The organism is Paenibacillus sp. Y930 (genome assembly GCF_056786375.1).
The window spans coordinates 95,831-108,312 of sequence record NZ_JBXCIX010000008.1 but is presented as its reverse complement, the minus strand read 5'-3'; the positions used below and the strand labels follow the sequence as shown (position 1 = coordinate 108,312).

Annotated in this window: 11 protein-coding genes; 10 read left to right on the top strand and 1 reads right to left on the bottom strand. The window is 35.9% G+C overall.

What is annotated here, in order from left to right; genetic code table 11:
- The first annotated feature begins 253 nt into the window (after positions 1–253).
- Together AC1TO5_RS19005 and AC1TO5_RS19000 are read left to right on the top strand one after the other, a co-directional pair.
- Positions 254–829: a hypothetical protein gene (locus tag AC1TO5_RS19005; RefSeq protein ID WP_482064419.1), complete on the top strand. Its 576-nt coding sequence runs from the start codon at positions 254–256 to the stop codon at positions 827–829.
- 171 nt (positions 830–1,000) lie between these two features.
- A complete protein-coding gene (locus AC1TO5_RS19000) occupies positions 1,001–1,324 on the top strand; it encodes a hypothetical protein (RefSeq protein WP_482064418.1) in 324 nt (107 codons plus the stop codon).
- Positions 1,325–1,546: 222 nt separating this feature from the next.
- Here AC1TO5_RS19000 and hemQ read toward each other — a convergent pair whose 3' ends face one another.
- Positions 1,547–2,293: a hydrogen peroxide-dependent heme synthase gene (hemQ, locus tag AC1TO5_RS18995; protein WP_482064417.1), complete on the bottom strand. Its 747-nt coding sequence runs from the start codon at positions 2,291–2,293 to the stop codon at positions 1,547–1,549.
- A gap of 185 nt (positions 2,294–2,478) precedes the next feature.
- Here hemQ and AC1TO5_RS18990 point away from each other — a divergent pair, with 185 nt between their 5' ends.
- From AC1TO5_RS18990 to AC1TO5_RS18955, 8 genes are all read left to right on the top strand, one after another.
- Complete coding sequence (locus tag AC1TO5_RS18990; RefSeq protein WP_482064416.1) at positions 2,479–2,769, top strand: YuiB family protein; 291 nt, start codon at positions 2,479–2,481, stop codon at positions 2,767–2,769.
- 234 nt (positions 2,770–3,003) lie between these two features.
- Entirely contained in the window at positions 3,004–4,572 is a 1,569-nt protein-coding gene (locus AC1TO5_RS18985) for a DnaD domain protein (protein ID WP_482064415.1), read from the top strand.
- 24 nt (positions 4,573–4,596) lie between these two features.
- Positions 4,597–5,547, top strand: a complete 951-nt coding sequence (gene zapE / locus AC1TO5_RS18980; protein ID WP_482064414.1) for an AFG1/ZapE family ATPase — start codon at positions 4,597–4,599, stop codon at positions 5,545–5,547.
- A gap of 390 nt (positions 5,548–5,937) precedes the next feature.
- On the top strand, positions 5,938–6,921 hold the full coding sequence (locus tag AC1TO5_RS18975; protein WP_482064413.1) for a phosphotransferase: 984 nt from the start codon (positions 5,938–5,940) through the stop codon (positions 6,919–6,921).
- Between the two features lie 175 nt (positions 6,922–7,096).
- Positions 7,097–8,857, top strand: coding sequence for an ABC transporter ATP-binding protein (locus tag AC1TO5_RS18970; RefSeq protein ID WP_482064412.1), 1,761 nt, complete (start codon positions 7,097–7,099; stop codon positions 8,855–8,857).
- Positions 8,857–10,629 carry an ABC transporter ATP-binding protein gene (locus tag AC1TO5_RS18965; RefSeq protein WP_482064411.1) on the top strand — a complete coding sequence of 591 codons (1,773 nt, stop codon included), beginning with the start codon at positions 8,857–8,859 and terminating at the stop codon, positions 10,627–10,629. The genes AC1TO5_RS18970 and AC1TO5_RS18965 overlap by 1 nt, the downstream gene beginning before the upstream one ends.
- Positions 10,630–10,638: 9 nt before the next feature.
- Positions 10,639–12,201 (top strand): ABC transporter ATP-binding protein, encoded by a 1,563-nt coding sequence (locus AC1TO5_RS18960; protein WP_482064410.1) that lies wholly within the window; start codon positions 10,639–10,641, stop codon positions 12,199–12,201.
- A gap of 11 nt (positions 12,202–12,212) precedes the next feature.
- Positions 12,213–12,440, top strand: a complete 228-nt coding sequence (locus AC1TO5_RS18955; RefSeq protein WP_482064409.1) for a hypothetical protein — start codon at positions 12,213–12,215, stop codon at positions 12,438–12,440.
- Positions 12,441–12,482 lie beyond the last annotated feature (42 nt).

The following is a 12,482-nucleotide window of genomic DNA, read 5'->3' as shown; positions in this document are numbered from 1 at the left end:
GCTACGCCTTGGTCACTTTGATGCTTTTTGGCAGAAGTAGCAGATTCAGTGACAACTTGCTGCGCAAGTTCGTGAATACCTGAACGTTAGGTAAAATTATTGAAAACCTTTTCTAGTATTTAAACCAAGAATAAAATTTCGATACTAGATTTACTTTCAACTGGAAGGTGATACTATTTTTCTGAAGAGAGTTTTAATAATAATTTGGATTTTAGTTCTTCTGTTTAACCTGTCCGGTGTTTTATGGTTTATTTTGGGTTCAACAGCCAACTTTCAACGAGGTATAGATTTAATTTCGACTGTAATTTTGGTAACGCATGTTATACCTTCAATTTTATTGATAATAGTATCCATTTATTGGTTAGCGAAGAGACATATTGCTATAAATAAGATAAAAGTTTCAATTATTGTGATACTAAGTTTAATTATGATTGTATTAACACCTAATATGTTTAGATATGTAAATACAAGCGGCTGGTTAACTGAGGATATTACTGAGGATACTATACAATTGACTGATGATGGTAAATATGAATATCAAATAGAACTAATAAATTTATTTCAGAGAAATAGTAATGCTCGACTATATATAAAAAATGTTGAAACCTCAGAAATGAAGAGAATTTCTCTAGAAATGCCTGTAAGAGAAATTCATGTTATTGGTATATCAAAAATAAATCATTGGATCAATTTGCATCCGAATAATGTGGAGGATCTATACATATTAAAATCAACAGGAGATTTTCCATTGAAAAATTTAGTTTATGAAGTAAATCTTAAAACTGATAAAGCAATACTAATACAAAGTAATATAGAACATAAGGAATAGCTTTGAAGTCTATAATTTCACCTAACACAGTATTCACGCAGCGGCACCGCCTTGGTCACTTTGATGCTTTTGGCAGAAGTAGTAGATTCAGTGACAACTTGCTGCGCAAGTTCGTGAATACCTGAACGTTATATGCAATTTGTGCAAGTCAAACAAACGCAGGAGGGAACTATGCAAAGAAGAACTGTTGGCGTCATTTTGTTATGTATATCTGCCTTTCTTTATGGGGTACGGTATTTATCGGCGGCTATATTTGGATCAGGTGTTTCTTCATGGAACAGTCAATTATTTAATGCAATGTTAGAGTCCGTAGGCGATGAACCATTAATCATGAGTTGGATAGCCTTAATTGCTGGAATTGGATATTTAGTTTTTGCGGAATTTGAAACATTCATTTCGAGGAGTATTAAACAAATAAAGGATAAGAGAAATATTAAACAAATAAAGGATAACTGGAATGATTTTGATAGTCAGAACGGTAAGGAAATGGATTAAAGAAGGTAAGTAAGAAGACATCGACATCATCTAACAACGTATTCATGGGGTATTCTATCATTAAACTAACGAGAACGATAGTTGAATTCAGCAATACTTTTTACCAAGTCATAATGTCATTGTAAATGAACGAAAAGATGGATAGAGATTTCAGAAGTATTCTGAATCTCTATCCATCTTTTTATATAATATGTTGATGCTTGTAGTGCATTTTGAACTACCTTATATGGAGAGTAGTGTTTGCCACTTGTCGGCGTCTAACTGATTCCCAATATAGAAATCACCGAATTCGCCATAACGAGCACTTACTTCATCAAAACGCATTTCGTATACAAGCTTCTTGAATTGAAGTGGATCGTCGGCAAATAGTGTTACTCCCCACTCCCAATTGTCAAAGCCAACAGAACCTGTAATGATTTGTTTAACTTTACCAGCGTAAGTACGACCAATCATGCCGTGACTGCGCATAAGTGTTTTACGTTCGTCCATACTAAGCATATACCAGTTGTCTGCACCATTGCGGAGCTTATTCATTGGATAGAAACAAATATGCTTTGCATTAGGTAGAGCAGGTTTCAAACGAGCGGCAAGTTCAGGGTTTTCCATAGGATCGCCTGTAGAATGTCCCATGTAATTGCTTAGTTCTACGACACTAACATAAGAGTAAACACTATATGTAAATGAAGCAAAGCTTGTTTTGTTAAATGCTGTTTCAATCGCATTCAAGTCTTCAAGTGTTTCACGCAAATGCATGAAAACAAGATCAGCCTTCTGTCCTACGACAGAATATACAACAGTGCTTCCAGTGCGAGCTTCACTTACTGATGTCCATTGCGCTAGAAACTCATTCAATTCAGCAACGGCTTTACTTCTCTCGCCTTCATCTGCTAATCTCCAAGCAGTCCAATCAATCGTACGGAAATCATGCAATGCATACCAGCCTTCTAATGTTTGTGCTGCTTCACTCATCGTATACAATACCTCTTTTCGATTGTAGTTAAGTAATAATATTATTGTAGCTTAATTAATGGGCAAGGAGCAAATGTCATAGTTGTGACAAAAAAATTGTCGCAATTGACTTTCCAGCCACCATTCTTTAAACTAATAACAATGATAATACATAATATATATATTAAAGAAGGAGGACATTTACTGTGCTTCAAATTATAATAGCAACTATGCTTTTTCTAGTCATGGCATTTGGTATTGGTTTTGTAATTAATATGCTTGTGAAAACGACATGGTTTCCGACATATTTTATTATTGCAATCATCATTGTATTAGCTGTATGGGCACCTTGGGGTGGCAATAACGAAAAGCTTATTGATGTCATAAGTAACTATACAATTATTGACTTTATTCCTGTTATTGGAGCTATTGCAGGTGCATTATTAAGTGGAACATCGATGAAAGCACTTCGCAAAGCCGGGTTTAAAATGTTTTAAGGAGATTTACTAATTCTTATTACCAACATATTGCTATTAAAATGGGCAGTTTCTCAAGGTCGATTAGATCGATCTGTGAGAAAGCCCTTATTTTTTTGCGTTCAAAGACGTTTACTTCACATGCGAATCCAATTCGAACGATACTAAACATAGTTAACCCAGTTTTTTGAACATACGAAAGCTGCAGTTTTATGATAGAATAAAGAGAAGATTGTCAAGGATGGAGTCGATTCAGTGCGGATCCAACATTTGTTTGAATTTACAGAGCATCACCAATATTATTGTTATCGTGATTTCTCACTAAGTACAGTAGATTATCGGATGCTATCATTAATTTATAAACCATTAGTCGGTGCATTTGCTATTTCAATATATGAACAATTATGTATGATCGTGCCCGAAGGAAAGACAGGCTACTCTCCAGTAGAACCTCATCGTAGATTGCTTTTAGGCTTAGGTCTTGCACTCAACGATAAAAGTCGAACATATTTACTAGAGCAGCTTTCAAAACTTGAAGCTATTGGTCTTTTGCAAAGCTCCAGATTTATGAAAGAGGAGCAGGAAGATTATATATACGAATATGAGCTCGCATGCCCATTACCTCCGAATGAATTTTTTGAAAATATTCATCTAACGATGTTATTACGTGATAAACTTGGCAAATATGCTGTTATTGATATTCGTGAGCAAATGTATGCTCCACTTCCAGAAGAAGTAAGCATTGGTCAAGAAACAAAGGAAAACATTTCAGTTCCGTTCTATGAAATATTTAAGCTTAATGCTCATATTGTAGATGATGAACTGGATCAAGCATTATTAGAGGTCGCACCTGCTAGAGCAAATGCGCCCGTTATTCAAAACGCATCAGCAGGATATTCTTATTCTGAAATTTCGATTCGTTTCCCACGAAATTCTAATAACCGTTATTATGTTGAGCAATTACGGACTCACCCAGAGCAATTAGCGCAAATTAATTATGTAGCTTATAAGTATGAGCTTGCTATCACTCAAATATCTCGTCTGCTAGATGAAGACGGTGTGTTTGATATAAGTGGCGAATTAGATTTTGATCAGCTACAGCGTCTTGCCGTTCAATTTTTCCGTCAAGATAAGAAGCATGAGGAAGAACGTGATCGGAAGCTTGCTCAAACAGCGATGTATCAAGAAGATCAAGACCAAGAACACCAAGCCAGTGAACAAGATGATGAACCTGAATTCGATGTGGACGAGCAATTCTTCCTACCAGTTCCGAAGCTACTTGCTAACTACTGCGATATTAATCAGTACAATGCACTGATGCGCAATGAGCCGCATATTCAGTTTTTGAAGAGATATTTCCCTGGTTCAGTTCCAGATTGGATATTGAATGTATTCGAACGAATTGATCTTCATTATAAATTAGCACCTCCAGTTATTAATGTGTTGATCCATTACGGCATTGGCATGAACGATTCAGGTCGAGTGACGAAAGCATATTTAGACTCTATTGCGTCAAATATGTTAATGAAAGGAATCGATAGCTACGAGAAAGCCGTGCAATACGTTCGAGACCAAGATCAACTTGAAAAAGATATTGTACGTCGTAAAGAAGAATCCTATCAATCAAGCAGTAGCAATGGACGTAGCAATCAAGCTACAGCAAATCGTCCAACGAACTACGGTAATAATCGAGGTAGAAGTACTAACAGACAAAAGCCAGTTATACCAACGATCAGTAATGAGCAAGTGGCGAAAGGTCAAATTTCAGCAGAAGAGTTGGATGAACTTCGTCAATTAGCTCGTAAGTTCGATCAGCAACCTTAATGAGATAAGAAAGAGGTGAATACGATGGAATCTCTAGGAGATCTACTAAAAGCTTGGCCAAGTGGTCAAGATATGCTTCAATTAGCTAAACAGAAGCAAGCGGAGCTTATGGAAGACCCACTTGTGATCGCTTTAAGAGAAAAGTATCCGAATATCACCGATTATGCCATTAAAGTGAATTTGAATCGAGTACATCAGTATGTTACCGAATATCGTAATTGCAGTCATTGTCCTGGGCTTGATCTTTGTCCTAATGACTTCACAGGTCACTATACGTTGCTGCAAACGGAAGAAATCAATGGTGAAGCTCATCTTATTGATAGAAAAGTAGGATGTAAGAAACTAAGAGCATCGCAGCATGAGGAATTGGTACGTAATCGTATTCGTAGTTTCTATATTGATGATAAAGCGTTGAAACGTCAATATTCTGCTGACGAGATTTTAGGCAAAGATTTAGAAAGAGCAAAGGTTGTTGGCTCTTTATTGAAATATATTGATCGAACGAAAGCAGAAGGATTGTCTCATAAAGGACTTTTTCTTGCTGGGGACTTTGGTGTAGGGAAAACTTATCTGATGTGTTATGCATTGCAAGAATTAGCCAAATCGGGCTATTCAGGAGTTATTGTATATATGCCAGATTTCGTCGAAGATCTGAAAGTATTAATGCATGAACCTGCGAAGCTGAAGGAAACGGTAGATTTGATGAAAGAAACTGATTTACTCGTGTTTGATGATATCGGTGCAGAGAATTTGAATCCATGGGCACGAGATCATGTGCTTGGAGCGATTCTCAATTACCGGATGGATCGTAAACCAACGTTCTATACATCAAACTATAGCTTAGATGATCTTGAAAGTCATTTTAGCTTTACGAATAAAGATGGTGAAGAACATCACAAAGGACGACGCTTGATGAATCGAGTGGCGCCTTATGTAGATGAGTTGGTTATTACAGGTAGCAATAAGCGCGGATAAGTATAGATGAACTACAAAAGCAGCGAAGAGGATGAAGAATCCTTTTCGCTGCTTTTGTTTGTTCCGCAACCAGCATTCCCTAGTATAATAAAGTCTTAATTCGCGAAATTCATAAGTCCTAAAAAAATATAACCTTACAAATTATTGGTAAATATATAATTATTATATAATTAGAGAGGTTATATTGGTTGTTGGTTTTATGTTAAATTATTAGAAGAAATATAATGGGGTGAAATTTTTTGAAAAATTCGAGAGTGTCAGTTTTGAGAAAAGCCCAAATCACCTTAATATTACGAAACTTAAGAGATTTAAAATAGAAAATTCCATTTTTATATTTTAAATATGACAGCGCATTCAAAAATTAATATGAAAAATAAAGGAAGTGTTGGAATGGGATTTTTTCCGGTTGCTTACTCACTATTGGAAGAAAAAAGATTGCTATTGTATTTAAAGGAGAATTATAAGACTTTAAAACCAACTAGTATTCAGTACTTTCTTAAAGGAATGAATGATACTTATATTGTTTCGACTGAACAGAAGAAATACATCTTCAGAGTGTATCGGGCAGATAGAAGAAATGAGGAGGAAGTTAAGTTTGAAATCGAGTTATTAATTTATCTGCAGAAAAATGGAGTGACAGTATCGATTCCAATTGAGCGAGATGATAAAAATTATTTGAATATTTTTAAAGCTCTTGAAGGAGATAAAGTTGGTGTAATGTTCAGTTTTGCAGATGGAGAAGAAAAACCGATGCGAGCAGTAGCGGATAGTCAGAAGTTTGGCAGATCGGTGGCTTCTATCCATAATGTTACTGATCAATTTAAAAGTTCATACAAAAGAACAGAGTTGGATTTGAATTACTTAATCAAACAACCGCTTCGCACTTTAGAAAATTATTTAAGCCATCGCCCATCAGACTTTGAATTTATAGTTAAAATGGCCGCTCATTTGGAGGATACAGTAAATTCGTATTCACAGGAACAATTGGATTGGGGATTATGTCATGGGGATTTGCATGGTAATACCAATGTTGCTTTTACAGATGAAGGTAAGCTGACACATTACGACTTTGATATTTGTGGTTACGGGTGGCGAGCATACGATATTGCAGAGTTTAGATTAGCAAGAGAAATTCATAGTGGTCATGATAAAGAAGAAGTAGAACGTTTGTGGCAAGCATTTTTGGATGGTTATCAAGAAGTGAGAGTACTATCTGATAAGGATATTCAACTAGTACCCACATTCGTAATGATAAGACAGCTCTGGCTGTTTGCATTCTGTTTTGAGGATGCTACTTTAAGTGGAATAGCTGATTTAGATGATTATTTTATTGATGAAAAAATAGAATTTTTTAAGCAGCGTATAAATGTTTAATCATTATACATTGACCCACTGGAGTTCTAATTTAGAAATAATGATTGCTATTCTATCATAAAGTACTATCAAAAATTGTCCAAGAGCCAGCTTAAATTATATTTAAGCTGGCTTCTATTGAGAGTATGGAGAAATTATTGATTACTTCATTTAGAAAAAAATTAAGGAGCTCACAATGTCAACGACGACGTATTCGACGAGAAAAACATTTTTTAGAATGCTGTTTTTTTCTAAAAGCTATCGATATTGGATTGCATTACTTTTTGCAATAGTGTTCTGTGCAAGTGCTGCAGGTGTTGGGTATATGGAAGCTATTCGTAGAATGGTTACTGGCGCAACTAAAGGACAAATTGAAATGATCTATATAGGCGGTATTCTCGCATTAGTAACGATTGTAGTTCAAGCTATATTAAAAATTGTAGAAAGTCGTGTTCTTGCTAAAGTTAAATTAGATTCGACAGCGGGATTTCAATTACATGTTCTCGAACAAATACATACAAAGAGAATGGATCGCTTGGAACAATATCGCACGAGTGATTTGGCTAGCAGAACTACACAAGCGGTTACAAAAGCTCAGACTGGTCTTACAGATAAAATGATTACCCTTTTTTCTAATGTCGTACAAATTGTAATTACACTGGCTTACTTCACCTGGTTGGATATTACGTTAACAGTCGGTCTAATTGGATTTACTTTAGCTTCCCCGTTATTGACATACCCATTCTCCAAGCTAGTTCGTTTGCAATACGATAAAAGAGGTGGAGAAAATTCCTTAGTGGAGACCAAGCTTCAAGATGCAATACATGGTGCAGAGGAAGTCAGAATATTTTCTATGCATACGCATATGCAAAATGTTTTAACCAAAAAGTTTAACGTATTAATAAAAAGGACACTCAACATATCCAAGTTCGAAAGAGTATTTGATATGGTGAATCGGATATCAATTTTTGGTGGTATGGTGTTTATATTAAGTTATGGCGGGATTCAAGTTCTTAATGGAAAAATAGAAGCAGGGACACTAATTGTATTTGTAGTTACAAGCGGCCAGCTCTCTAATCCGCTTAGAGAAATTACACGGATATGGACGGATATGATTCAGGCTATATCTCAAGCTCAACGAGTATTCGACATTTTAGACATTGATGAGGAAGTAGAACGACAAGCAAACATACAAGTAGATAACATTAACAAACAAGGTGAATTACTGAGGTTTTCTAATGTCTCATATGAATATTCCAAGGAAGCGGTTGCGCTGCGAAATGTTAGCTTTTCAGTAAATATAGGAGAAAAGGTGGCTATAGTTGGTGCTAGCGGTTCAGGAAAAACGACTTTAATGAAGCTGTTTTTAAAGTTTGCATCCGCTACTCAAGGAGAGATATTTGTTTATGGGAATCCTTTAAGTCAATTTTCTTATAAAGTATGGCGCTCTATGGTCGGCTATGTGCCTCAGGAAAATCATGTATTTAGCGGTTCGATCGCGGATAATATTCGCTTTGGACGTCATGTTGTTTCTGAATTACAAGTGATAGAGGCAGCACAGCAAGCAGGATTATATGAGTTGATTATGGGATTACCAAAAGGCTTTAACACTCAAATAGGAGAGCTTGGAACACAGTTGTCTGGCGGTGAATTACAGCGTTTAGGTATTGCGAGAGCATTTTTTCATAAACCTTCTATATTATTGCTTGACGAGCCTACTTCGGCGCTAGATGTTGAAAATGAGCGAAGATTTGAGCAAACTATTCATGCATTAAAAGATGAGACTGTTATTGTTATAGCCCACAAGCTAGAAACAATACGTAGGGTGGATAAAATTATTGTTCTGAAAGAAGGAGAGATTGTAGAAGTAGGAACGCATGATTACCTAATGAATCTACAAGGTTCATATTTTGAACTGTTTTGTGAACAGAATCAGGATATGGGAGGAGCAGTATAGTGTCAGCATTTCAAATAAGAAAACAATTATCGTTTATTTTTTCCCATATGAAGCGTTATTCATTGATCTTGGCCTTTTTTCCATTGCTAATGGGTGTCGATATTGCCTTTGAGCTAGGAGTTGCCAAAATCCAAGGGGGATTTGTTGATACTGTAGATAATAGAAGCAGGGATGAGTTAATTGAACTCATTCGTTTAGTGATATGCTTGCTATTGACAGGAATAATTTTGCTAGCAATACACCGGCATTTCATTGTAAAACTATTGAGTTTTGTTCATCGAGATATTACATTGCAGCTATTTCAAATATTAAATAAAGCTTCTTTCGGTAAGCTCAAGAAATATCATTCTGGCTATCTAATGAATCGAATCAAGGATGATCCGCAGCATGGTTCAACGATTGTGGAAGCTACAATTGAACTTATTACTGTATTTGTTATGATTATACTTTCTTTTTTATACTTGGCAAGAATTGATTTGCTGCTTGCATGTACTGCGCTACTAAGTGCGCCTTTGCTTTTTGGAATAGGTCGACTTTTTGACAAACGTATTCGAATACAAGCTAATGATGTGCAAGAAAAGGAAAGTCAAATTCATGGAACAATTCAGGAATTTATTCAAGGTTTATCACTAGTAAAAGTATTTGGAGAAAGCTCAGTTTATATTAATCAAATTAAACGGCAGAGAAAAGCTCTCAACAAGGCACAGACCTCATTAATTATGACCAATTCCATTAGTCATAATGCTACAGAAGTGGCCTATAGTCTAGTCTATATTTCAGCACTACTTTTCATAGGGTTAGCAACGATTAGAAATTCATTAACTCCAGGTACGCTTGTAACATTTACAGTACTGTTTGAACTAGTTGTATGGCCAGTGGTCGGGTTATCTGATCAGTACACTCGTGTTCAAGAGGGAGTCGGTGCATTTCAACGTATTTATGATTTTATGAAGCTGGATACTAAGAGCGACCTGAAAGTAACTGCTGGCTTAAGCAATTCTACTAATATTGCAGACGAGTTACTTACTTTTGAAGGAGTAACCTATCTAAGTGAGGAACATGAGAGAGCTATTGTTGACAATATTAATTTTTCCATAAAACAAGGAGAAGTCGTAGTTGTCATAGGAGCAAGTGGTTCAGGAAAGTCTACGTTTGCCAAGTTATGTTGCGGCTTGTATGAACCATCTGCTGGTCAAGTGGTAATTAACGGTGAGTCTGCATCTAACTTATTGCAAGCAGGCATTTCTCCAGCAGTATACTTGTCACAATCTCCATATTTGTTTTCGGGAACTATAAAAGAAAATGTAAACCTTGGAAATTCAGATGTTTCGGATGAGGCTATTCAAGAAGCTTTGAAACAATCTGAACTTAGTGAGCATGTTGCGAAGCTTGCTAGTCATGAGCAGAGCTTAATTGGTGAAGGGAATTCCAGTCTTTCTGGGGGGCAGAAACAGCGTCTTGCATTATCACGTTTGTTCTTAAACAATGATAAAAGTCTAATTATTATGGACGAGCCAACCTCTTCGCTAGATATGAAAACAGAAAGAAAAATTATCCATCATTTAAAGCAATATCTACAAAGTAAAACAGCTATTATTATTACGCATCGTTTGAATCTTCTTTCATTGGCTGACCGCATTATTGTGATGGAAGGGGGAAGGATTATTGAAGAAGGAACTTATAAGGAGCTAATGCAAACATCGCATAAGTTGAAAGTGTTTCTTGAATCAGAGCTTAATCTATCAAAAGAGAAAGTAGAGTTAACGTCTTAATAAATTAGCGTGACAGCATACAAAGTTTTAGTCGATGGTGTTTTTCTTGAAGGTAGTTTGGAGCAGTTGTCGCTTGCCGTGCTGTTGTTCGGATTATCGGCGGTTGGATACTTGGTGTTTTCGCAAGCTAATCACATTTTGTTCACGAAGGTTGAAGAAAATGTATTGCTGAAGTTAAAGCTTGATATACATAAAAAGTTTCGAAGCATTCATAATATAGATGGGCATGATCTCGGTGAAAAAGCTTCCTATTATACGAATGATGCTAATTTACTAAAAGAAACATATCGAGCTATTGTAGCATTACTGCTCGGAATGTTTCAATTAATGATTATCTTTTTAATTATGCTAGTAATAGATTGGCGTTTTAGTGTCATTATGTTGTTGTTGATCCCCATATTTTCAGTATGGCCACGTCTTATGAAAAAGGGGATACATAAAAAGTCAGCTGTCGTGCAAGAAACAGAACAAAAAATGTTATCTAGCATAACAGATAGTTTGCGGCTGTCAAAGGAAATTAGAATATCCAATAAAGAAAAATGGGATATAGATAATATGCGAATTAGCTTTGGCAGTATTATTCGTCCCAAGTTAGCATTGCAAGTTTGGAATGCTCTAATGTCTGTTAATCAGCTTTTCTATTGGATTATTTTGTGTACATTGATGTATTTCGGTGGAAAGATGGTTCTTGATGATGCTGTCAGTGCAGGAATGCTCATTGCTATAATTAATTATCTTGGATTTGTCAATGAACCCGTGCATTCGATTATTTCCAATTATACAAAACTTCAAACTACGAAAGGGGCAATTGAGCGATTAGATAAATTGTTCCAACTGGATAATAGAATTGAAGGAAGCCAACAAATAGAGCGTTCAAGTTATTCGATTGAAGTTAATCATTTATCGTATATAAAAGAAGGGAAAGCGATTTTAAAGGATATAAGCTTCAAAGTAAATGAGGGTGAGTTTGTAGGAATCATTGGGAAAAGCGGATCTGGTAAATCGAGTTTATTGAAATTGCTTTCACGTTTGGATGAACCTACGGAAGGGGAAATAAAAATTGCAGGCTTGAATTTGCAAGTTGTTGAAATTAAAAGCTTTTACGACAACGTGTGTATTATTACACAAGAAAACCACTTCTTTAAGGGGACGATACGTGATAACGTGCTGTTCGGAGAGCGGTACACTGATGATGAACTAGTAGATGCATTACATGGAGTATCTCTATTAGAAGCTATTAAAGAATTACCTAAACAACTGAATAGCGATCTAGGGGAAGATGGCAACAAGTTATCGGGAGGACAAAAACAAAGACTAGCTATTATAAGAGCATTGTTGAGAAATACACCAGTTCTATTGTTGGATGAAGTGACCTCTGCTTTGGATATTAATACAGAGAGAGCTGTAATGGACTATATTAGACATTACAGACAGGGTAAGACGACAATTGTTGTAACTCATCGAATTAATACAGTCCAAGAGTCAGATTGGATTATGATTATAGAGGATGGGCAAGTTGTAAAGCAGGTTACGTATGAACAAGTTCTGCAAATGCATGATTATCGTAAATAGAGGTGAGTAGAATGGACAATCTTTTGTTTTTATTGTCTTTTTTTATCGGGGGAGCTTCAAGTCTCGTTCATTTACAAAGAGATGACAATACGGTGCTGCTTATGAAACGGTTTTTTATTGGTGCAGTTGTTAGTTTAGGGTTATGTAGCCTATTCTTTATTGGGGTCTCAATTAAATATATTATCCTTATTTCAATCGTTATTGGCGTCCTTTCAGGCTATATACCTGTTAAGAAATAACCAATATTGGTGGACAACTGCTTCAAAACGGTTGTCCACTTT

Bases quoted from the DNA above. Each gene is read 5' to 3' on its own strand.
- AC1TO5_RS19000 (WP_482064418.1), top strand. From the start codon at position 1,001: ATGCAAAGAAGAACTGTTGGCGTCATTTTGTTATGTATATCTGCCTTT.
- hemQ (WP_482064417.1), bottom strand. From the start codon at position 2,293: ATGAGTGAAGCAGCACAAACATTAGAAGGCTGGTATGCATTGCATGAT.
- zapE (WP_482064414.1), top strand. From the start codon at position 4,597: ATGGAATCTCTAGGAGATCTACTAAAAGCTTGGCCAAGTGGTCAAGAT.
- AC1TO5_RS18975 (WP_482064413.1), top strand. From the start codon at position 5,938: ATGGGATTTTTTCCGGTTGCTTACTCACTATTGGAAGAAAAAAGATTG.
- AC1TO5_RS18970 (WP_482064412.1), top strand. From the start codon at position 7,097: ATGTCAACGACGACGTATTCGACGAGAAAAACATTTTTTAGAATGCTG.
- AC1TO5_RS18955 (WP_482064409.1), top strand. From the start codon at position 12,213: ATGGACAATCTTTTGTTTTTATTGTCTTTTTTTATCGGGGGAGCTTCA.